Raw genomic sequence first — 21456 nt, forward strand, 5'->3', positions numbered from 1 at the left:
GACAGCAGTCACACACTCTCCCCCACTCAAACTCCAAACGCATACGACTATGGGCCTGATGGATTATCTCAAAGGACAGTTCCTGGAAATCATCCAGTGGACGGACGACAGCCGCGACACGCTCTCCTGGCGCTTCCCGGACGAGGACAAGGAAATCAAGCGTGGCGCCCAGCTCATCGTGCGCGAGTCCCAGGTGGCGCAGTTCGTGTATCTCGGCCAGTTCGGCGACACCTTCGGACCCGGCAAGCACACCCTGAGCACGGACAACATTCCGATCCTCAGCACGCTGAAGGGCTGGAAGTACGGCTTCGAGTCCCCCTTCAAGGCGGACGTGTACTACGTGACCACGCGTCTCTTCACAGGGAACAAGTGGGGCACGAGCAACCCCATCATGATGCGCGACGCGGACTTCGGCATCGTGCGTGTGCGCGCCTTTGGCACCTTCGACTTCCGCATCGTGGACCCGAAGCTCTTCCTCAAGGAAGTGGCTGGCTCGGACCACCACTTCCGCCTGGATGAGTTCGCCGATACCATGCGCTCCCGCCTGGTAAGCGTCTTCAGCGATGCGCTAGCCTCGGCAAAAGTTCCGGTACTGGACCTCGCCACGCGCTACAGCGAAATGGGTGAGGCCCTCCTGCCCGTCATCAACCCTGCCATCCAGAGCAAGTACGGCATCGAGTTTACCAGCTTCATTCTGGAAAACGCCAGTGTGCCGCCGGAAGTGGAAGCCGCCATCGACAAGCGCTCCAGCATGAGCGCGATCGGCAATCTGAACGACTACGTGAAGTTCCAGATGGCCGAGGGGATGGCCAAGGGCGGTGGCGCCGGCGCTCCGGCCGAGATGGCCATGGGTTTTGCCATGGCGCAGGAGATGATGAAGTCCACGAACCTGAGCCCCGGAGGCGCTCCACCTCCCCTGCCCGGCGCCGCCCCTGCGGCTGCAGCTGGCGCACCTGCCGCAGCCCCAGCGGCCGGCGGTTCCGGTCTGCCTGAAATCATGACGCCTGCGCAAGTGGCGGAGGCCCTCGGTGTGACCGAGGCGGACGTGATTGCCAGCATCGACTCCGGCGATCTCAAGGGCAAGAAGATCGGCGCTGCGTACCGCGTGACTCGTGGTGCCCTGGACGAGTTCCTGAAGCACTAGTCACCTGGTCGTCCTACCATAATAGCATCGTGAAATTCGCAACGTCCCTGCCCAAAAAGGCAGGGACGTTTGTTTGACTACCCACGCTTACCTCGCGAATCTCCGCGACTCATTTCCCCGTCAATGTCCGAGCTCACCGCCCTTCGTAAATTCCCCTGCCCCGCCTGTGGCGCCGAGGCTGAGTGGAACCCCCAAAAGCAAATGCTGGTCTGCCCCTTCTGCGGCACCCAGTCGCCAGCGGAAATCAAAAGCGATGGCACCCTGGTGGAAGAGAATGACCTCATCGCCGCGCTCCGCTCGCTGCCCGAGGATCAACGTGGCTGGGCCGCGGAGAAAACGACCGTGCGCTGCCAGAACTGCAACGCCATCTCGGTGTTCGACGAGAAACGCGTGGCCCAGCGCTGCGACTTCTGCGGCTCTCCCTCGCTCATTGCCGTGGATGACATGAAGTCCCCCGTGCGACCCGCCGGGCTGCTGGCCTTCATCGTGGCTCAGGGGAAGGTGCGCGAAGACATCCGACAGTGGTACGGCAGCCACTGGTTCGCGCCAAACAATCTCAAGGCCAAGGCGCTTACGGATACCCTCCACGGGGTGTACCTGCCCTACTGGACCTTCGATGCGCACGTTGCCGCAGACTGGACCGCGGAAGCTGGCTACCGCTACACCGTTCGTGGTTCGGATGGAAAATCCGAAACTCGCATCCGCTGGGAGCACGCCAGCGGAGCGCTGGAGCATTTCTTTGATGATGTGCTCGTCCCCGCATCCCAGGGTGTACATCACAAGCTGCTCGCCAAACTGGAGCCTTTCCCCACTACCACGGAGCTGAAGCCCTACGACCCTGGCTACATCTCTGGCTGGGTGGTGGAGCAGTACCAGATCGATCTCGTGGCGGCGGCCCAGGCTTCACGCACGCGCATGGACGGTGACGTGCGCAACATGTGCTCCCAGCAGGTGCCCGGTGACACACAACGCAACCTGCGCGTGCAGGCGGACTACTCCGCACAAACCTTCAAGCATATCCTGCTGCCCATCTGGCTACTCACCTACAACTACGGCACGAAGACCTACCAGGTCACCGTGAACGGAGCCACGGGCAAGATTGCAGGCGAATACCCCATCTCATGGATCAAGGTCACCCTCGTGGTGATCGCGGCGCTGATTGTGATCATCATCTTCGCGATGCTGCAGGGGAATAAGTAGATTCACTGGAGGTTGCTCTCGCGACTGAGCGCTGGCCTCTGGCCTGCGTATCTGTACCCATGACTGCTCATCACCGGTGACGGTGAGTCCGCTTCGAATTTCCACGCCGGCCAGAGGCCAGCGCTCCCAGGGCTCAGGATTCTCTTTGCACCTACGGCCTCGGCCCCTCACCCGGCTTCGGTGCAGGTGTCGTCTGCTCCGGCTCGAAGTCGAGCAGCTTCTGGTGCGCACTCAGCGCCTTCCTGGCCTTGCTGAAAAACTCGCTCAAATCCTCCGGCTTCTTCTCCTGCGTGAGCGCATTGAGTTGCGCCATGGATTTCTCGAAGTCGATGTTCGCCGCCGCCATCTGCTTCTGGGCAGCAGAATACGCAGTGTTGAATTTCTCGCTCGCTTCCTGGAAGGCGCGCTTCTCGCCCTCGGTGCGGTGGAATTCCTTCTCCTGCTCGCGGTACTCCTTGCTGAACATGCGCTTGAAGAAGGAGAAGCGCTGGTCCGGGGCATCCAGTGAGGTGCTGGCACGGTTGGCCAGGTAGGTCTCCAGCTCTGAGAACTCGCGGAAGGGCTTCTTGTACTGCTGCTGCAGGTAGCTCAGGCCGGTGGCAATTGTCGCGAGCTTCTGCGCCTCCGCCTTGGACACTTCCTGACCGGACTTCACTTTCTGCTCGATGAGATTGAGGTAGTCGAGCGTCTTCTTGTTTCCATCCAGGATGTCACCGAACTGGGAAAACGCCTGCGCCATGCGCTCGCGTTCGGACTTGCGGAGGTCCTCCAGTTCCTTGGCGTGAGCCTCCTTGAGTTGCTTGATGCGGTCCTCGTACACGGCCTTCTGCTCGGACAACGCCCGGTCCGCCTCCTGCTGGCGCGCGGCCAGCTTGGCCTCCTGCATGTCCACCGCGCGTGTGAGTGCCTCTTCCGCCGCACGTTCCTCCTGCTTGGACTTCCAGACCCAGGCCCCCATCCCTGCCAGCGACAGGACCAGCAACATGTACAACACGCGCACCTGATTCATGAGCAAACTCCTTGCTGGAGTACTACGGACACGCAAGGCGAAATGTTAGCTCCTCAGGTGATTTGTTCTTGTAAGACTGTGGGCATTTGTGGCTTTTCTCTGCCATGAAACGCATTCCTCGCCCCACGCGCCGCCAGTTCCTCACCGCGAGCGCTGCCGCCATTGGGTTCCCCACCATCGTGCCGTCCTCGATTTTTGGGCAGGACGCGCCCTCCAAGAAAATCACCATGGCCGTCTTCGGCTGGGGCATGATGGGCCCGAGCAACACGAACAGCTTCCTCAATGAAACGGACTGCCAGATCGTCGCCGCGTGTGACGTGGACAAGAACAACCTCGAAGCCGCTCTCAACAAGATCAACGGCCACTACAAGAACACCGACTGCAAGGGCTACCACGACTATCGCGAGGTCATGGCGCGTAAGGACATTGACACCGTGATGCTTGCCCTGCCGGACAACTGGCATGCGCTCACCGCCGTGGAAGCCGCGAAGAACGGCAAGGATATTTATGGCGAAAAGCCCCTCGCCCGCACCATCTCTGAGCAGCAGGCAATCGTGAAAGCCGTACAGAAGTACAACCGCATCTGGCAGACTGGCTCCTGGCAGCGGTCCCAGGACAACTTCCGCATCGCCGCTGAGATTGTGCGCAACGGTCTCATCGGCAAACTCCAGCGCGTGGAAGTGGGTCTGCCCTCCGGTCACAACGACTTCGCTGGCACGAAGGACAAGCTGCAGGTCACTCCCCCGCCCGCGAACCTGGATTATGAATTCTGGATCGGACCGGCGCAGATGGAAGACTACATCGAAGGCCGCGTGCACAAGAACTGGCGCTGGAATTACAACATCGGCGGCGGCCAGCTCCTCGACTGGATCGGCCACCACTGTGACATCGCTCACTGGGGAATGGACATGGATCGCTCCGGTCCGAGCGAAGTGAAGCCCATCCAGGTGGACTTCCCGCCCCGGACTGCTCCGTGGAATACTGCCACCAAGTACCGTTCCGAGTGCACCTATCCCGGCGGCGTGGTCATGACGATTGCCGGTGGACATCCCGACATCAAGATGGGCACCAAGTGGATTGGCAGCGACGGGTGGGTGTGGGTGGACCGCAGCGGCTTCGATTGCTCCAAGGACGAACTGAAGCAGAAGATCCAGAAGCGCGAAGGCGACAAGGTCGTGGAAGCCTTCAAGCCTGCGAAGCTTGGCGAGGATGTCATCAAGAACCCGCTCTACAAGAGCCCCGGCCACCACCGGAACTTCCTCGACAGCGTGAAGTCCCGCCAGCCCACCATCACCCCCGTGGAAACCGCCCACCGCAGTGCGACCCCGGGTCACCTCTCCCTGATTTCACTCATGCTCAATCGCAGCATCAAGTGGGACGCCGAGAAGGAAGTCATCGTGGGCGATGACGATGCCAGCAAGCTGCTGTCGCGGGCGTATCGTGGGGATTGGAAGCTGGAGGTGTAAATCAAGAATTTGCAGCGACGCGCTGCCAAACGGCGCGTCGCAAAGCAGCCGGGGTCCGACTTGCATCCCATGAAGACAGCTTTTTCCTCCGTCACCGTTTTGATTCTGGCATCTCTTGCCACGAGTTTTGCCGAATCCCCGATGGAACGAGAACTATCACGGTTAAAGGAGCAGAGAGAAAAGGCTCTCACTACTGCGGCCGAACCAATCAATCGTCGCTATCGAGACGAATTGCAGAAGCTGCTCCGCCAAGCCTCAGATGACAAGGACGCCACCGCCGCTGCGCTGGTCATTCAGGCGATGAATACTCCACTGGAGTTTGAATCCCAGCACACGGATGTCCTGAAATTTCTCATGGCCTCAAACTGGGGCATCAAGGGAGCAAGCGACGTTTTCGAGTTTCGCCTCGACGGGTCCATTGCCCAACTCGGTGGTGGATGGAAAACCAAGAGCTGGAAACTCGCCAAAGACGGAAAGTCGGTCCGTGTGGAGTACGAGAAGAACGGTTACCAGGACTGGACCATCTCTGGAGGCGTGATGTATCACCCTACGCTGGGAGCATTTCAGCCCTTACCCAAGCCGGCAAAGATAAAGTAGGCAATCCGCTAAACGCAGCACTTGAGGCAGACTTCCATCGTCGCAAGACGTGTGTGGAGTATGCGCGCCCCCTACGGCAGCGTTGCAGAGCTTGTGCGCAAGGCGACTTTTGCGGTAGTATTCCGCGAGATGACTCCAACACCCGTGAGAGAAAGACTTCGTGCAAGTGTGCGACTCATCATGCTTATTACCGTCACAGCGGGTGCAGGCATTCATTGGATGCCAACATTCTCCGGGATGATTCACTTTCCGACGGCGAGTTTCCACATGCTCGAACTACTGCGTGATTTTTGGATCCCCCTGGCACAAGTCTTGGTGGTATTCGGCATGATCCTAGGTGTGCAGCTGCTGCTATTTTTTCGCGACAGGCTCGGAGTCTACGCGTTGATACTCGGAGTGACGGTGTTTGGAGACATTTGGAAATGGGGAATTGCCATGTCCTAAATCCACAGCACTTCACACTCCCGCTCCAACACTTTTCCATCGTCTACTGAAGGACTCTACCGTGTGCATATAATGAAGCACGACGCAGAAGAATTCGTCATTATTGACCTCAAGCTGCGTTTCGTCCTCTTCGGACTTCAATTGGTTCTGGGAGTCCCCTTTTCCGTCAGCGAGATGGAGCGGGTGTTTTCCGATGCTCGCGCCGATCACGTATCCGCCAAGGAGTACTCCTTTCACGCATCTGCTAACATCACCCTCACAGGTACTGTGGATGCATACGAACCAGAATCTGTCTGTCTCCGACTACGCCACCGAGACGCCGCTTCCATCCTCTCTCGCGTCATTGAGGCAGCACACTACGAAGTCATCCGCATTGAGAGGGCCAATGAAATCGCCGATGATGTTTGAGCATGCATTTGCAGCGGACTGCACTGAGGTTAAGCTATTAAGCGTACTCACATGCGTCTTCCAATCATCCACGGTCTGATTCGCCGCAGGTTGCTGGTCAACTTTCGGGTGGATGCGGAGGTGATGCAGCGCTTTCTGCCTTCTCGATTTCGACCAAAGCTGCATGATGGCTACGCCATTGCCGGCATCTGTCTTATTCGCTTAGAGGAGGTCCGCCCCAACTGGCTGCCCCGCTTCTGCGGTATTTCCAGTGAAAACGCCGCCCATCGTATTGCCGTGCTATGGGAGAAGCCGTCCGGGGCCATGCACGAAGGTGTATTCATCCCACGCCGTGACACCGGCTCATGGCTCAATCATCTGGCAGGTGGACGTCTTTTTCCGGGTGAGCATCACCTCTCTGATTTCACCGTCACCGACGACGGCTCCCGTATTGCCATGTCCATCCGTGCACTTGACGGACGCATGACGGTTCAACTTCGTGCACGCGAAGCTGATTCACTCCCGGCGTCATCTTGCTTCGCATCACTGGCCGATTCATCCGCGTATTTCGAGGGCGGCAGTGTGGGCTACTCCGCGACTCGCGACTGCTGTCGTCTCGACGGTGTCCGACTTCAGACCGAGCGGTGGCAGGTGCGTCCGCTCACCGTCGATCACATTGAGTCCTCGTTCTTCGCCGACACATCGGCATTCCCGCCAGGCAGCGTCACCTTCGACCACGCTCTCATCATGCGCGACATTCGCCACCAGTGGCTTGAGGAGCCCGATATGCTGATTGACCAGAAGCCCAACTTGGCGCTGGAACAAACCACTCGTTGAGTGCAGCAAGACCAGTCTACCTCACCTCCACCACCACCGCCGTGATGTTGTCCCTTCCTGACTCCGCAAGCGACGCCTCCACCAACCGCTGAGCCGGAGGTTTCGCGGTATCGGCGAGCGAGGGTGTCAGGAGATGGTCGCGGATGGCGCGGTCCCAGAGGCCATCCGTGAGACCATCTGTGCAGAAGAGAAACTTGTCCCCCACCTCACACTTCACGGCGCCGATGTGGGGATTCAGAATCTGGTGGCCGGCACCGAGCGCCTGCTGCAGCACGTTCTTTCGCGGATGGCTGCGCTGTTCGCGCTCATTGATCTTTCCCGTGCGGCGCAGCCAGCCGACATGCGAGTGGTCATGCGTGATCTGCGTCATGCCACCTTCTTCCTTGGGAAGGTAGTAGATGCGGCTGTCGCCGAGGTGCGCGAAGTACATCCACTCCGGCGTGAACCACCCCAGGCTCAGCGTCGCGCCCATGCCGGCGCATTCCGGATACCCGCGGCCCAGGCGCGTGAGTTCCTCGTGAATGCGGTCGAAGAGCGTATCGAGAATGTCCTCGAAGCCAGGCACCATGCGCTGGGCGGAGAACTTGAAACTGCGCGGAAGCAGGCGCGTGATCTTGTCCACCGCGATGCGGCTCGCAAATTCACCTGATGCCGCGCCGCCCATACCATCGCTCACGGCAAAGATGTAGTCCGACTCCGCCAGAGAGCCATCGCCAATCTTCCCGAGAAAGCGCACTTCCCGCGCATCAAACGTGAGCGCGAGGAACGCATCCTCATTGTTGGGCCGGACGCGGCCTTTGTGTGTCATCCCAGACCAGTGCAGGTGCGTGGGCTGGGGACCGGGCTCGGGTTGGGAAGTGGACGCAGGTAAGGAATCAGGATCTGTCTCGGTCATGCTGCGGGAGCGGGAAGCGTGGCCTCTTGCGAGGGCGGCTGCTCATCTAGGAGGGTGGCGAACTCGAAGTCAATCACGCAAAAGCGCCCCTCCCTCGCGTTGTACGTGATGTTACGTAAAAAGGCATCCTCATGCCGCACGCCGTAGTGCTCGAGCTTGCCGAAGACCTGCTTCATTTTCTCCTCGGACATGTGCTCCACACGAGCCCCGCAATTGGTGGTGACAAGTTTCAGGGCTTCGGCATCGGCCTCCAATACCTTGGGCACAAAGTCGCAGCCCTTCTCCTCCAGGTACTTCAACACCCGCACTTCGTTCTCGAAGCGCTCTTTGGCGTTGTGGCCACGGAACGTTTTGTGCACGCGCCCGTCGTACCCGATTCGCACCATGGCCCTGACCGTGTCTTTCACCTCCTGCATCGGTCCGCACTCTCCCACCCCCACGGAATGATGGCAATACGCAAAATGCGTACACCTTTTACCGCGGTTCAGAATGATCCCGCGTTGCAGTGAAAAAGATGGCCCTGATATGATTTTTTAAATTGCAGATGGCACGCTAAATGCTTTATCCGTGCGCAACGCAACCACTCACAAGGTCAGCTTGAAAACGCTCCCAAACTGGTGAATTGCCCGTGCTTCAAATCAAACGAGACCAAACCTTAACACCCTAAAGCATCCCATCCATGGCCAAGTACAAATTGGAATATATCTGGCTCGACGGTTACACTCCTGTGCCGAATCTGCGCGGCAAGACCCAGATCAAGGAATTCGCCAGCTTTCCCAAACTTGAAGAACTGCCTCTCTGGGGTTTCGACGGCAGCTCCACCCAGCAGGCCGAAGGCCGCAGCTCCGACTGCGTGCTCAAGCCCGTGGCGGTGTATCCCGACACGACCCGTAAGAACGGCGTGCTCGTGATGTGCGAGGTCATGATGCCCGATGGCAAGACCCCCCACCCCTCCAACCACCGCGCCACCATCCTTGATGACGAAGGCACATGGTTCGGCTTCGAGCAGGAGTACTTCCTCTATCAGGACGGACGCCCTCTCGGTTTCCCGGAAGAAGGTTTCCCTGCTCCCCAGGGTCCGTACTACACGGGCGTGGGCTACAAGTATGTGGGTGACATCGCCCGCCAGATTGTGGAAGAGCACCTTGACCTCTGCCTTGACGCCGGCATCAACCACGAAGGCATCAACGCCGAAGTGGCCAAGGGCCAGTGGGAATTCCAGATCTTCGGCAAGGGCTCCAAGAAGGCCGCTGACGACGTATGGACGGCCCGCTACCTCCTGATGCGCCTTTGCGAGAAGTATTGCGTGGACGTTGAATTCCATTGCAAGCCCATCAAGGGCGACTGGAACGGCTCCGGCATGCACGCCAACTTCTCCACCGAGTTCATGCGGACGAAGGGTGGCAAGGAATACTTCGAGAAGCTCATGGGTTCCTTCCAGAAGAACATGGACGAGCATATCGCCGTCTATGGTCCGGACAACCACCTGCGTCTGACCGGCCTGCATGAAACGCAGTCCATCGACAAGTTCACCTACGGCATCGCCGACCGCGGATCCTCCATCCGTATCCCCCACAGCTTCGTGAACAGCGGCTACAAGGGCTACCTCGAAGACCGCCGTCCGAACAGCCAGGGCGACCCCTACCAGATTGCTTCCCGCATTCTCAAGACCATCGCCGAAGTCCCGACTGCCTAAGTAAGTCGGCACCAGCGGCGGATGGTCTGAGCTAAAGTTCTCATCATCCAACCACTCGAGCGGCACTGCCTTCACTGGCAGTGCCGTTTTTTTGTCTGTTCGGAGCATTGGGAAAAGGTCGACAGCCGCGAGTTTCACCGCTGATGCCACGTTTTTGGTGGTCAGGAACACGTGCTTTCCGATACAAAGGGCACGCGTCCGCTTTCAGCTTCCTCTCCACCATGAAACGCCGCCACCTCCTCACGCTTCCCCTGGCTGCATGTGCATTCCTTGCAGCCTGTTCACCTTCGAGTGACAAACCCGGAACTCAGACTGGAAGTGGAAACGATAGCGGCAATGGCAAAGGCCGCCTCTTCGCTGCCTCCTTCATGACGATGAACAATCCCTTCTTCGTCGATCTCAACGAAGGACTCAAGAAGGTGGTGGAATCCAATGGCGATCGGCTCGTGACGCTCGACTCGCAATTCAACAGCCTGAAGCAGAAGAACGATCTCTCCGATGTCCTGCAGCAAAATCCTGCAGCCATCTTCCTGAATCCTGTGAACTGGGAAGGCATCCGCGGCAGTCTCATTGAAGCGAAGCGCAAAGGCGTCCCCATCATCGTGGTGGACACAGATGTGAGTGATTCGGAACTCGTGCTCTGCCAGGTGATCAGCGACAACATCGGTGCAGGCCGTCTCGCCTGTGAGGAACTCGCCAAGGTGAAACCAAATGCCAAGGTGGTCATCCTTCACCTCTCCACCGCCAAGTCCTGCATTGACCGCGTGGCAGGCTTCAAGGAAGTAATGGCCAAACATCCCGGCATGACCCTGCTGGATACGCAGGAGGGCAAGGGTAGCATTGAAGGAGGCCGCCCCGTGATGCGCGACCTGCTGGGCCGCTATCCGGAACTCGATGCGGTGTTCCCCATCAATGATCCCTGCGCACTCGGCGCCTTCTCCGCCATCGAAGCAGCGGGTAAAGCGGGCCAAGTCACGATTGTCACCGTGGATGGTTCACGTGAAGCAGCCGCCGCCATCAAGGAGGGAAAGATACACTCCACCTCCGCGCAGTTCCCCAAGGAGATTGGGCGCGTAGCCGCTGAGAAGGCGTACGAGCATCTCGCAGGCAAGACCATTGAGAAGGACATCCGCATTCCGGTGAAGTCCGTGACGAAGCAGAATGCCGATGAGTTTCTGAAGTAGGCGGCCTCCCGCTCGTTCAGTCCCGGCGCCACTTTCACATGAACGCCTTCCTTCGCCAGCAATTCGCCCTGCTCGTGACCACCGCGCACCTCATCGCGTTGTTTGGCTGGCGTGTGCCGAACTTTCTCACCTCGAGCAATCTCCTGGATCTCGCCCAGCAGATTGGCGTGAATACCATCCTCGCGTTTGGGATGACGCTGGTGATCCTCATCGGAGGAATCGATCTGTCGGTGGGCGCACTGGTCGCGCTGGTAGGCACGGTGACCACCTTCTGCATGGTGCATACGACTGCACCCGATGGCTCTGTCATTGGCCTTGGTTGGAGCGTCTTTCCTGCCATGCTCGCCGGGTTCGCGACGGCCGCACTCTTCGGCCTATTCCATGGGGTGGCAGTTTCGAAGACGCAGATGCCCGCCTTCATCGTCACCTTGGGCACCATGCTGGTCGCGCGTGGTCTGGCCCTGCGTTTCAATGAAGGTCGTCCCCTCAGCCTTCCCGGTTCCCAGGAGACATATCTCTTCATCGGTAATGGCCGCATCTTCGATGCCGTTCCCATGCCAGTGGTCATTCTGCTGGCGGTGTATCTTCTCACTGCGGCCCTGCTGCACCTGACCGTCTTCGGCCGCCACCTCTACGCCATTGGGGACAACCGGCTCGCCGCCCTCTACTCCGGCATCCCGGTATCACGGTGTGAGATAATCGTGTACATCCTGGCAGCCCTGCTCACTGCCACTGCCGGCATGATCCATGCCTCCCAACTCTACGGCGCCGAACCCGCCTCCGGCCAGGGATTCGAACTCAACGCCATCGCCGCCGCCGTGGTGGGAGGGGCAAGCCTGAAAGGTGGTCGAGGTACCATGACCGGCACTCTCTTGGGTGCCATCATCATCGGCATTCTCGACAAGGGCCTCAACCAAGCCGGCGTCCACTTCTCGCTCCAGTACATGATCAAAGGTGGCGTCATCCTCGCCGCCGTGTGGTGGGACGCGCGGAAAGCAAGGTAGGCGTGAAGCCTCCTTCATCACGGTTGGGACAATGTCCTGAATAGGTATTTAATCCCATACAGATTTAGCCTGTTCACGCGTCGGCAATAAGAGGCAAAATAAGAAGTTGCCTGAATATTCCTTTCTGATATTCAAGGGTCCTCCCTTAAGAAAAATCTTATACATCAACAGCCCCCTCCCTCACGCTCCCCTCATGCAAATAGTTAATAATGTGTTGGCAGTCACACGATTTAGCTTACTCGCCCTAGGATTCAGCATCGCATCTCACGGCACCGCCCAAGCCGGCCCAGTTGATAAGAACCCCGTGAAGCAAACGGCGGAGATCGCCGAGGTTCACCCCATGTACATCGGCACGGTCACCGGTGGCGTGAAGACGAATGACTCCTATACGGAGGGCAACTTCAGCATTGTCGCCCCCCTCTGGAGCACCCTCGGCAGCGACGCCACGCTGAGCGGCGGTCTTCTATTTCTGGAGCCCTACATTTCCTACGGCGAGGGTGGCGAAGTCGCCGCCTCCGTGGGCCTCGGCTACCGGTACCTGTTTGGCACCCAGCCTCTCAGCGCTCTCACCCATCACGATGGCCACCAGGCGGGCTTCTTCGAGGAGGGCGCTTTCGTCGGGGCAAACGTATTCGCCGACATGCTGAATACCGAGGCCGACAATCAATTCTGGCAACTTGGAGTCGGTCTGGAAGTGGGTACACGCTACGTGGAACTCCGCGGGAACTACTACATCCCCCTCTCTGACAAGCAACTCGCCGAAGAGCGTCGCACGCGGGAAACCTTCCGCAGCACCCAGACGAGCAGCAGTGTCGTTGGTGGCGGCCAGCAGATCCATTCGTACTCGGACCCATACGCCACCGGCAATTCCATTGCCCAAAACGAGGTGTTCTCGAACTCGATCACTCAAGTCACCCGGACCACCACCACTACCACCACCATCGAGCGCCTCTTCCGTCGCTATGAGGAAGGCATGGAGGGCTGGGATGCGGAAATCGCCGTCCTGGTTCCCGGGCTCGACCGCTACATGGATGTCATGCTCATCGGCGGCTACTACAGCTTCGACAACCAGCCCTTCGGACCACAGGAAGGTGGCACTGGCAATGTGCAGGGATGGAAGGCTGGCGTCGAGATCCGCCCCGTACCTGCCCTGATTCTCAGTGGCACCTGGTATGAAGACGAGCGCCTCACCGGTGGTGATTGGACTCTCGGTCTGCAGATGCAGGTTCCCTTCGAAGCCAGCGACCTCGGCGATGGCAAGAATTTCTGGAGCCGCATTGGCGATTCCTTCAAGCCGCGTCGCCGCCACCTGATGGAGCGCCTTGCTGAACCGGTGAGCCGCCAGAACGCCGCCGTGAAGATTGCAAGCAGCGTGGAGGAATCCTCTGAAGTGGTCTCCCACAGCAGCAGCACCCGTGTGCAGCGCACCACGCGCGTGCTTGCCCAGAGCGAGCGGCAACTCGTGCTGGCAGACGACATCGTCTTCGTGAACAACGGCGATGCCGTGGGTAATGGCATTCAAGCAGGCACCACCCTCGGCGGCGGCGCCAATGGAACGGCGGAGCATCCTTTCAATACCATCACCGAAGGAACGGCAGCCGCTGGAACCAAGACGACCCAGGGCAACAAGACCTGGACGGTCTACACCCAAGGTGACACCGGCACTCCCTACAATGAAGTCGTGAACCTCACTGCCAACACCAAACTGGTCAGCTCCTTCCATGCGCTCGAAGGTCTGGGTGGAAAGACGTTCGGAGGAGATACAGCCCGCCCCATCTGGAATGGCCGCTTGCTTGCAAGCAACATCCCCTCTGTGCAACTCACCGGCTATGACATTCGCACCACGGTCCTCGGAGGCTCCATCAATGTGCAGAACATCCAGAATCTGGTCATCACGGAAAATCTGTTTGATGTGAACACCGGCAAATATGCGGGCGGCGGCGCCATTTACTCCACCAGCAACGGCAATACACATTCCGAAATCGACATCACTGGCAACCGGTTTACGGGTATCACCATTGATGGTGTGGCCGTTGAAAGCCGCGACACCGCATCCGTTGTCATCTCAGTGGCAGGTAATGAGTTTGATGGAAACTTCAGCAGCGCGTTTTATGGCTCGGCAAATGTCACTGCCAGCAACATCGCCGCGACGCTGGAAGGCAACACCCTGCGGGGCTCCTATTCGAATGGTTTCTTCCATGGCAGTGGTGACAACAGTCACTTCAACATGGACGTACTCAGCAACACCTTCGCCGGAACATTTCTCGGTGCTGGCATCCGCTACAACAACTCTGAAGTCGTAGGCACCCCCAACACGGGTCTGGTGCAGGGCAACGTGTTTAGCGGCACCTTTGGCGATGGGGTATTGCTGGCTGCCCATTTCGACACAGGCTCCCTCAATGTAACTGTCACTGACAATGAATTCAGCGGCACATTCCGCTACGGGGTTAACGTCAATACCCTGCTCGTCGGGAGTGCCATCAATGCCACCATCACCGAAAACTCACTCACCGGCGACTTCAATTCCGGCATCTTCGTCGACAACCGGGGAGGTCAAGTGACGTCAACCATCAGCAACAACCTCTTGAATGGAACCTTTGACAACAATGGCATTCGCGTTTCCTCCCTGATCTCCAGCGGCAGCGCCCTCACGAATGTCACCGGATTCCAAGGGAACATCATCAGCGGCATCTCACAAACAGGCATCCTGGTCACTCGGAGTGGAGCCGCTGTCATCAATGTAAACGGCACCCTTAATCCCGCCGTTAGCAATGAGGTCAGCAACGAAACTGGGAACGCACTGGAGTCTACCGGCTTCACCCTCCCCGGGCACGGTGGTGGCCAGTTCTACCTGAACGGCCAGCTCATCACGATGCCAGCGACGCTTCCTTAACGAGATCTACCGGAAGTCCTCAGTCCCGAACCCGGCTGTGCCCATGGTGCAGCCGGGTTTTCTGGTGCCTGCGCTTTTCGCGCCAGGCAGCCTCCTCGCAAGTAAGGCGTTCACGCTTCAGTCAAGGAAGCGAGCCCAGCAGCCCCTGCAGTTCCCTGAGGTCAATGGGCTTCACCAGGAAGGCATCGAACCCCGCCTTTCTCCCCTCCTCCCGGCTATCGACGCTGCCGTAGCCGGTCATGGCGATGAGGAAGACGCCGGACAAGTCAGGCATGGAGCGGAGCTTGCGTGCCACTTCAAATCCATCCATGCCGGGAAGGCCAATATCGAGCATCACTACCTCGGGCTTGAACTCGGCTGCCACTTCGAGGGCTTCGGTGCCTGAGTAAGCAGTCCGCGTCTCATGGCCCAGGCGAGTTTGGAGAATCGCGAGACTGCGGGCAGAGTCCGTATTGTCATCCACAATCAGGAGGCGGCGTGGTGCGGTCGCCGTCTGGAAGGCGGGTTTGCCACGAGCGGGTGATGCACCTGCCGGAGGAGCAGTCATGGCAGGCAAACGCACGATGAACTGGGAACCCTGCCCCAGTCCCTTGCTGCGTGCTTCAATCGTTCCGCCATGCAGGCGCACGATGCGTTGTACCAGTGTGAGTCCGATTCCCAGCCCGCCATGCCTGCGGTCCAAGGTGCGGCTCGCCTGCACAAAGAGATCGAAGATGCGCGGCAGAAGCTCGGGCTCAATGCCCGTGCCGTCATCAGTCACTGAGATGATGACATCGGGACCGGCACGCTCTGCATTCACGGTGATGTGGCAACCTTCACCGCCGTACTTGCTGGCATTCATCAAAAGATTGCCAAACACCTGTTCAAGCCGCGTCGAGTCAGCGTGGAGATAAACGGGAGACTCCGGCAGCTTGATGGCCAGCTCCTGCCCGCGTGAAGCACACTCGGAGCGTATCAAGCTACTGGCGGCCTGGACGACCGAGGCGAGATTCACCGACTCCTTGCGCAACTCAATTTTCCCCTCGGTGATGCGCGACACATCCAGCAGGTCATCGATCATCCGCGTCATGTTCTCGATCTGCCGTGAGAGAATGTTCAACGCCTGGCCACGCTCCTCCGTCTCTGCGTAATCCGACTGCAGGATCTCAGCAGCATTGCGCAGCGGGGCCAGCGGATTGCGCAACTCGTGCGCCAGCATGGCGAGAAACTCATCCTTGAGGCGGTCCGCCTGCTCGAGCTTCGCGTTTGTCAGCGCGAGTTCTCTCCGCTGACAGGCAAGGTCAAAGAACGTCGCGGCCTTGTTGAGCAAAACGTGTGCTTCAATCGGCTTCGCAAGAAAGTCCACCGCTCCCGTTTCGTACCCGCGGATACGGCGCTGCGAATCGACGATTCCGGCCGTGAGGAAGATGATGGGAATCTGCCGGGTGCGCTCCGTGCTGCGCATCACCTCCGCCAGTTCGAAGCCATCCATGACCGGCATCTGCACATCAAGGAACGCGAGCGAGATGTCATGCGCGAGCAACAACTCCAGGGCCTCCGATCCAGAGCGCGCGGTGAGCAATTCAAGTCCATCCCGTCTCAGCAATGCCACGAGAGCCTGAAGGTTCGCCTCCAGATCATCCACGAGCAGGAATTTGATGGGCTCGGTCGGCGTCATCTAGGCATCAGCATGGATTCCGAGTTCAGAAAGCTGGCAACCTCCTCCAACCTGAGCACCCGGGCATTTGGACAGGAGGCGATCGCGGCACGAGGCATGGTCTCACCCTCCGCGGTATTGGGATCCTGAATGAGAGCACAGCCGCCGTTGGCGCAAATGGCCTGCAATCCGAGAGCTCCATCGCTGCTGGCACCCGTCAGGATCACTCCCGTGAGATCACTGCCAAAGGCATCCGCGGCGGATTGAAACAACACATCAATTGCAGGCCGGGAAAAATGGACCGGCTCATCGTTGGAGAGGGATATTGTAAAATCTGGCTCCACCAGAAGGTGATAGTCCGCCGGCGCGAAATAGAGCGTTCCTGCGCAGAGAACCTCCTTATCATCCGCTTCCTTGACAGCAATCTTGCAACGCGGCGCGAACAGTTCAGCAAGGGCACTCTTGCGATCTGGAGGCACGTGCACCACGACCAGCACCGGAAACGGATAGTGCGCTGGCAGCATCGGCAGAATCGACAGGAGCGCCTCGATGGCGCCCACGGAAGCCCCAATCACAACAGCAGCAGTGGGTGGTTGTGGATCCGGCGCGTTCATACTCGTTGATAGATCCGCTCCTGTCGGCAGAACTCGGTGAAGGCATCCGCCTCCGAGGAGAATCGCAGGCTCTCCTTGGCCCCGATGCCCAAAAATCCCCGGCGCACGAGCGAGTCCTTGAATAATCTCACGGCACGGTCCTGCAGTTCACGATTGAAGTAGATGAGCACATTCCGGCAGGAAACGAGATGCATCTCCGCAAAGACGGAATCCGATACCAGACTATGATCGGAGAACACGGCACGCTGGCGCAGTGTCTGGTCAAACTTCGCTCGTCCATATGCTGAGGTGAAGTAGTCTGCGAGCGAGCCTTTTCCGCCAGCCTTCCGATAGTTGTCACTAAAGGTGGCCAGCCGCTCGATTTCATATACACCGGCCTCCGCCTTTTTCAGGGCCTCGGTGTTGATGTCCGTGGCATAGAAGATGGTGCGATGCTCCAGCCCCTCTTCGCGGAAGAGTATGGCCAGCGAGTACAGCTCCTCCCCTGCACTGCACCCGGCCACCCACACCTTCAGCGAAGGATACGTACGCAGATGCGGCAGCACCTGCTCACGCAGGGCACGGAAATAGGCAGGGTCCCGGAAGAGCTCACTCACCTGCACCGTGAGGTACGGCAGGAGCAGGGGCACGAATGTCGGGTCATGCAGCACCCGGTGCTGCAGCTCGGAAAAGCTTGAGCACTGGAACTGGACCTTCGCCTGCGTAAGCCGCCGCTTGATGGACGCGAGCGAGTAGCCCCGGAAGTCATACCGGGATTTCTCATGGATCGCTTCGAGCAGCAGTCGCAGCTCAAGCGCTTCTAGTTCGGCGCTGGCTGTTTTCATCGGGGCATCCAGACGCGGATGAGAGACAGGAGCTTGTCCACGTCGAGTGGCTTGGCGAGATAGTCATTGGCCCCTGCGGCGATGCACTTCTCCTGGTCATCCTTCATCGCCTTGGCGGTCAGGGCGATGATGGGAAGCTTCCTCCACTCGGGCCGCTTCCGTATCTCCCGCATGGCGGTGAGGCCATCCATCTCCGGCATCATGATGTCCATGAGCACCAGATCCACGGGCGGGTCATTCTTTTCCAAAGCGGCGATGGCTTCACGGCCATTGCGGGTGATTTGCAGCTTCACCCCGCGTCCTTCCAGGAGGCTGGTCAGGGCAAAGACGTTTCGCACATCATCCTCCGCGATCAGAATGCGCCTCCCTTCCAGCGCGGCATCGCGGTTCGGTGCATTCTCCAGAATGCGTTGCGACTCCGGCGGGAGATTGGCCACCACTTGATGCAGGAAAAGAGTCACCTCATCAAGCAATCGCTCCGGCGACTTGGCCCCCTTGATGATGATGGATTTCGAATAGCGGCGCAATTGCTGCTCCTCATCCGCGCTGAGTTCACGGCCGGTGTACACAATCACGGGCGGAAAGGCATAGGCGTCCTCCGAGCTGAGCGTCTCCAGAAGGGTGAAGCCGGAAGCGTCCGGCAGGCTGAGGTCGAGCACCATGCAGTCAAAGGTGGTGGACTTCAGCAACTCCAGGCACTGGGCCGCCGTCGAGGCACACACCGTTTCAACATCACGCGAGCCGAGAAGCTTCTGCAGTGCATCCGCCTGCACGGCATCATCCTCCACCACGAGCACGCGACGCATCTTCTGTGTGAGACGTGTTTCGAGCTTCTGGAAGGCATCGACCAATTGCTCCCGCTTCACAGGCTTGAGCATGTAGCCCACGGCGCCGAGTGCCATCGCCGTCTGCGCATAGTCAGAGCCGGAGACCACATGCACCGGGATATGCCGTGTGCGAGCATCGCCTTTGAGCCGCTCGAGGACGAAGAGTCCGGTATTATCCGGAAGTCCGATGTCAAGAACCACCGCACTGGGCAGATACTGCCGGGCAAGGTGAAGCGCCTCTTCCGCCGTCGTAGCGATGAGACACTGGAAGTTCATCTCATGCGCGAGATCAGAAATGATTTGGGCAAAAGACAGATCATCCTCGACAGTGAGAATGATTCGTCCACTTGCGGTGAGCTTCTCGCGGTCATCCTGTGCGCGCGGGTCAGTCACTGCATGGAGTGCGGTCTTGGATTTTTCCCGCTGGGAGGTCCTTGCGATCACCGGCACCTCTTCAGCCAATGGCGCAGTGAGGATGGCGGGTCCCGCATGCACGGCGGGCACCAGCACCGTGAAGGTGCTGCCACGACCGGGCTCGCTGGCGAGCTGCATCTCTCCACCCAGAAGCCGCGCCAACTCGCGTGAAATGGAAAGGCCCAGGCCCGTGCCGCCATACTTGCGACTTGTGGTGCCGTCAGCTTGATGGAAGGGCTCAAAGACGATGCGCTGGTGCTCGGCGGCAATCCCTATACCCGTATCCTGCACAGCGAATGCCACCCTCCCACCAGTGGCCCGGCTGATGCGGAGGGTCACGCTGCCCTTCTCGGTAAACTTGAGAGCGTTGGACAGGAGATTCTTCAACACCTGGACGAGGCGCTGCGCATCCGTTTCCATCACTGGGGGAGCATCCGGTTCGATTTTCGTGATCAGTTCCAGTCGCTTTTGTCCTGCCACCGGCTCAAAAGTCCGGCGCAGATCTGCCACCATGTCCTCCAGACGTACCGGGGCAGATTTGATCTCCATATGTCCTGCTTCGATCTTCGAAAGATCCAGCACATCATTGATCAAGGCGAGAAGGTCATTGCCTGCAGACTGGATGGTGAGTGCATACTTCACCTGTTCCTCATTGAGGTTGCCGCCGCGATTCTCCGCCAGCAGTTTCGCCAGGATGAGGGAGGAGTTCAGCGGCGTGCGCAGTTCGTGCGACATGTTCGCCAGGAAGTCTGACTTGTAGCGGCTGGCCTGCTCGACAGCGCGGGCCTGGTTCTCCAGCAACTGCTTCGCTTGAATCAACTCGTCCTTTTGATGTTCCAGGATTTGCGTCTGCTCCTCGAGCTGCGCGTTAGTCTGTTCCATCTCCACCTGCTGGAGTTCCATGCGGGACTGGGACTCCTGCAGCGCGCGCCCCTGCTCCTCCAGCTCTTCATTGGACACACGTAGTTCCTCGCCCTGGGCCTGCAGTTCCTCCGCCTGCCGCTGCGTTTCCTCCAGAAGCGTCTGGAGATTGTCGCGGTAGATGGCGGACTTCACAGCCACGCCGATTTGCTCCGCACTCTGTTCCAGAAAATTCTGCGCAAGAGAAGTCAGCGGATGCACGAAGCCGAACTCGAGAACAGCATTCACACCATCATCCGAAGTGGCGGGAAGGATCATGAGCTGGCGCGGAAGACTCTGCCCCAGGCCGGATCCCACCGTGAGGTACCCAGCAGGAACGTCATCCATGCGGATCCCCTTCCCCTGCGCCGCCGCCTGCCCCAACAAACCATCACCAGAGACAAACTTCTCCGGGATCGGACTGTCCAGTGGTACTCCCGTAGTCGCCACCCGATCGAAGTGCCCTTCCTTCCGGGTGAACATCACACCGGCATGGGCATCCACATACTTCGTGAGAAAGGCGAGGATGCTCTGCCCAAGTTGCTCCAAGTTCTGCTCGCCGAACATGGCCGAGGAAAGGCCGAGTTTCCCTGTCTGCAGCCACTCCTGGCGGGCTTGATTGGCATTGGCACGCTGGATGAGATAAGCCACCACGGTCGAGAGCACCACACCAATGATGGCCGTGAGGATGCCGCTCACCACCGCCACATTGTAAGCGCCGTCCATGGAAGCCACTCGCTCCTTCCTGAGCCGCTGCTCCTCCTCGATCATGCTCGCAATGTTGTTGCGGATGGCCTGCATCTCCGTCTTCCCCTGATCCGTGAGTACCACGGCAGCCGCAGCTTCGAACCCTTGGGACCGCCGCAGGGCGATTGTCTCAGCCAGTTCCTCAAACTTGGCATCCAGGTGTGTGTTCAACTGATCCAGGTAGGCTTGCTGGGTGGGATTGTCCCGCGTGAGCTCCCGGGTGCGAGCCTTGGCACCCTCGATCTCTGAGCGCGCCACATTGTAAGGATCGAGATACCTGTCTGTTCCCGTGATCACGAACCCGCGCTGTCCTGTCTCCGCATCCTTCATCAGCGTCAGGATGGTGTGCAGTGACACGATCACCTCATGGGTGTGCGCCACCTGCTTGGCATCATTGCGGAGGAAGGTGGCGTTTCGGTAGGAGACAAATCCGGCCGCCAGAAAGAACAACAGCCCGGCAACAAGGCCGAGTGCCGTGGGGAAACTTTGGGAGGGTCTCTGGTGAGTTGGTGTGGTCTGGCTGGTCATTTGTCGTTCTGAGAACTGGGACGTGCAATTTCAAAGGTCCAGGGAGCACTGCAACGCCCAATTCCGATGCTGATGTTTCGAGTTACTTCATGCAATCGGATCTGGGCGCGTTGGCGTCCTGATTTTCAGCGACAACCACGAAAAAATCTTACCAGAGTGCAAACGTTGCCTCGAATTGTGTTACTCCAGCGCCTCCCAAGACGGAATGGG

At 59.0% G+C, this 21456-nt stretch carries 18 protein-coding genes; 11 read left to right on the top strand and 7 right to left on the bottom strand.

Annotation, left to right across the window (positions count from 1 at the left end):
• Window positions 1-49: 49 nt before the first annotated feature.
• A complete protein-coding gene (locus tag G5S37_RS17415; RefSeq protein ID WP_165205732.1) occupies window positions 50-1144 on the top strand; it encodes an SPFH and helix-turn-helix domain-containing protein in 1095 nt (364 codons plus the stop codon).
• Between the two features lie 123 nt (window positions 1145-1267).
• Complete coding sequence (locus G5S37_RS17420) at window positions 1268-2344, top strand: zinc ribbon domain-containing protein (RefSeq protein ID WP_165205733.1); 1077 nt, start codon at window positions 1268-1270, stop codon at window positions 2342-2344.
• Window positions 2345-2495: 151 nt separating this feature from the next.
• Here G5S37_RS17420 and G5S37_RS17425 read toward each other — a convergent pair whose 3' ends face one another.
• Window positions 2496-3353 carry a hypothetical protein gene (locus G5S37_RS17425; RefSeq protein ID WP_165205734.1) on the bottom strand — a complete coding sequence of 286 codons (858 nt, stop codon included), beginning with the start codon at window positions 3351-3353 and terminating at the stop codon, window positions 2496-2498.
• 104 nt (window positions 3354-3457) lie between these two features.
• Between G5S37_RS17425 and G5S37_RS17430 the strand changes: the two genes are divergently transcribed.
• The 5 genes from G5S37_RS17430 (at window position 3458) to G5S37_RS17450 (ending at window position 7084) form a co-directional block, all read left to right on the top strand.
• Entirely contained in the window at window positions 3458-4819 is a 1362-nt protein-coding gene (locus G5S37_RS17430; RefSeq protein ID WP_165205735.1) for a Gfo/Idh/MocA family oxidoreductase, read from the top strand.
• 69 nt (window positions 4820-4888) lie between these two features.
• Window positions 4889-5416 (top strand): hypothetical protein, encoded by a 528-nt coding sequence (locus G5S37_RS17435; protein ID WP_165205736.1) that lies wholly within the window; start codon window positions 4889-4891, stop codon window positions 5414-5416.
• 60 nt (window positions 5417-5476) lie between these two features.
• Complete coding sequence (locus G5S37_RS17440; protein ID WP_165205737.1) at window positions 5477-5860, top strand: hypothetical protein; 384 nt, start codon at window positions 5477-5479, stop codon at window positions 5858-5860.
• 72 nt (window positions 5861-5932) lie between these two features.
• Window positions 5933-6268, top strand: a complete 336-nt coding sequence (locus G5S37_RS17445) for a hypothetical protein (protein ID WP_165205738.1) — start codon at window positions 5933-5935, stop codon at window positions 6266-6268.
• A gap of 51 nt (window positions 6269-6319) precedes the next feature.
• Entirely contained in the window at window positions 6320-7084 is a 765-nt protein-coding gene (locus G5S37_RS17450) for a DUF2071 domain-containing protein (RefSeq protein WP_165205739.1), read from the top strand.
• A 16-nt stretch (window positions 7085-7100) separates the two neighbouring features.
• On the opposite strand, the gene G5S37_RS17455 is transcribed toward G5S37_RS17450, so the two are convergent.
• The gene (locus tag G5S37_RS17455; RefSeq protein WP_165205740.1) at window positions 7101-7979 is read right to left on the bottom strand and encodes a protein phosphatase 2C domain-containing protein; all 879 of its coding nucleotides are present in this window, start codon (window positions 7977-7979) and stop codon (window positions 7101-7103) included.
• A complete protein-coding gene (locus tag G5S37_RS17460) occupies window positions 7976-8395 on the bottom strand; it encodes a serine/threonine protein phosphatase (RefSeq protein WP_165205741.1) in 420 nt (139 codons plus the stop codon). Before G5S37_RS17460 ends, G5S37_RS17455 begins: the two co-directional genes overlap by 4 nt.
• A 263-nt stretch (window positions 8396-8658) precedes the next feature.
• Between G5S37_RS17460 and G5S37_RS17465 the strand changes: the two genes are divergently transcribed.
• From G5S37_RS17465 to G5S37_RS17480, 4 genes are all read left to right on the top strand, one after another.
• The gene (locus G5S37_RS17465; RefSeq protein WP_165205742.1) at window positions 8659-9675 is read left to right on the top strand and encodes a glutamine synthetase beta-grasp domain-containing protein; all 1017 of its coding nucleotides are present in this window, start codon (window positions 8659-8661) and stop codon (window positions 9673-9675) included.
• A gap of 221 nt (window positions 9676-9896) precedes the next feature.
• On the top strand, window positions 9897-10859 hold the full coding sequence (locus G5S37_RS17470; protein WP_165205743.1) for a sugar ABC transporter substrate-binding protein: 963 nt from the start codon (window positions 9897-9899) through the stop codon (window positions 10857-10859).
• 38 nt (window positions 10860-10897) lie between these two features.
• A complete protein-coding gene (locus G5S37_RS17475; RefSeq protein ID WP_165205744.1) occupies window positions 10898-11863 on the top strand; it encodes an ABC transporter permease in 966 nt (321 codons plus the stop codon).
• A gap of 304 nt (window positions 11864-12167) precedes the next feature.
• Window positions 12168-14756: a right-handed parallel beta-helix repeat-containing protein gene (locus G5S37_RS17480; RefSeq protein ID WP_165205745.1), complete on the top strand. Its 2589-nt coding sequence runs from the start codon at window positions 12168-12170 to the stop codon at window positions 14754-14756.
• 121 nt (window positions 14757-14877) lie between these two features.
• Here the strand turns inward: G5S37_RS17480 and G5S37_RS17485 are convergent, their stop codons facing one another.
• From G5S37_RS17485 to G5S37_RS17500, 4 genes are read right to left on the bottom strand one after another with little or no spacing between them, the layout of a single operon-like run.
• Complete coding sequence (locus G5S37_RS17485; protein ID WP_165205746.1) at window positions 14878-16413, bottom strand: response regulator; 1536 nt, start codon at window positions 16411-16413, stop codon at window positions 14878-14880.
• Entirely contained in the window at window positions 16410-17006 is a 597-nt protein-coding gene (locus G5S37_RS17490) for a chemotaxis protein CheB (protein ID WP_165205747.1), read from the bottom strand. Before G5S37_RS17490 ends, G5S37_RS17485 begins: the two co-directional genes overlap by 4 nt.
• Window positions 17003-17830: a CheR family methyltransferase gene (locus tag G5S37_RS17495; protein ID WP_165205748.1), complete on the bottom strand. Its 828-nt coding sequence runs from the start codon at window positions 17828-17830 to the stop codon at window positions 17003-17005. Before G5S37_RS17495 ends, G5S37_RS17490 begins: the two co-directional genes overlap by 4 nt.
• Complete coding sequence (locus G5S37_RS17500) at window positions 17827-21246, bottom strand: response regulator (RefSeq protein ID WP_165205749.1); 3420 nt, start codon at window positions 21244-21246, stop codon at window positions 17827-17829. Before G5S37_RS17500 ends, G5S37_RS17495 begins: the two co-directional genes overlap by 4 nt.
• Window positions 21247-21456 lie beyond the last annotated feature (210 nt).

The organism is Roseimicrobium sp. ORNL1 (assembly GCF_011044495.1).
Taxonomy (GTDB): Bacteria; Verrucomicrobiota; Verrucomicrobiia; order Verrucomicrobiales; family Verrucomicrobiaceae; genus Roseimicrobium.

Coding starts and splice junctions, on each gene's coding strand:
- G5S37_RS17415 (WP_165205732.1), top strand. CDS start 50: ATGGGCCTGATGGATTATCTCAAAGGACAGTTCCTGGAAATCATCCAG.
- G5S37_RS17420 (WP_165205733.1), top strand. CDS start 1,268: ATGTCCGAGCTCACCGCCCTTCGTAAATTCCCCTGCCCCGCCTGTGGC.
- G5S37_RS17425 (WP_165205734.1), bottom strand. CDS start 3,353: ATGAATCAGGTGCGCGTGTTGTACATGTTGCTGGTCCTGTCGCTGGCA.
- G5S37_RS17430 (WP_165205735.1), top strand. CDS start 3,458: ATGAAACGCATTCCTCGCCCCACGCGCCGCCAGTTCCTCACCGCGAGC.
- G5S37_RS17435 (WP_165205736.1), top strand. CDS start 4,889: ATGAAGACAGCTTTTTCCTCCGTCACCGTTTTGATTCTGGCATCTCTT.
- G5S37_RS17440 (WP_165205737.1), top strand. CDS start 5,477: ATGCGCGCCCCCTACGGCAGCGTTGCAGAGCTTGTGCGCAAGGCGACT.
- G5S37_RS17445 (WP_165205738.1), top strand. CDS start 5,933: ATGAAGCACGACGCAGAAGAATTCGTCATTATTGACCTCAAGCTGCGT.
- G5S37_RS17450 (WP_165205739.1), top strand. CDS start 6,320: ATGCGTCTTCCAATCATCCACGGTCTGATTCGCCGCAGGTTGCTGGTC.
- G5S37_RS17455 (WP_165205740.1), bottom strand. CDS start 7,979: ATGACCGAGACAGATCCTGATTCCTTACCTGCGTCCACTTCCCAACCC.
- G5S37_RS17460 (WP_165205741.1), bottom strand. CDS start 8,395: ATGCAGGAGGTGAAAGACACGGTCAGGGCCATGGTGCGAATCGGGTAC.
- G5S37_RS17465 (WP_165205742.1), top strand. CDS start 8,659: ATGGCCAAGTACAAATTGGAATATATCTGGCTCGACGGTTACACTCCT.
- G5S37_RS17470 (WP_165205743.1), top strand. CDS start 9,897: ATGAAACGCCGCCACCTCCTCACGCTTCCCCTGGCTGCATGTGCATTC.
- G5S37_RS17475 (WP_165205744.1), top strand. CDS start 10,898: ATGAACGCCTTCCTTCGCCAGCAATTCGCCCTGCTCGTGACCACCGCG.
- G5S37_RS17485 (WP_165205746.1), bottom strand. CDS start 16,413: ATGACGCCGACCGAGCCCATCAAATTCCTGCTCGTGGATGATCTGGAG.
- G5S37_RS17490 (WP_165205747.1), bottom strand. CDS start 17,006: ATGAACGCGCCGGATCCACAACCACCCACTGCTGCTGTTGTGATTGGG.
- G5S37_RS17495 (WP_165205748.1), bottom strand. CDS start 17,830: ATGAAAACAGCCAGCGCCGAACTAGAAGCGCTTGAGCTGCGACTGCTG.
- G5S37_RS17500 (WP_165205749.1), bottom strand. CDS start 21,246: ATGACCAGCCAGACCACACCAACTCACCAGAGACCCTCCCAAAGTTTC.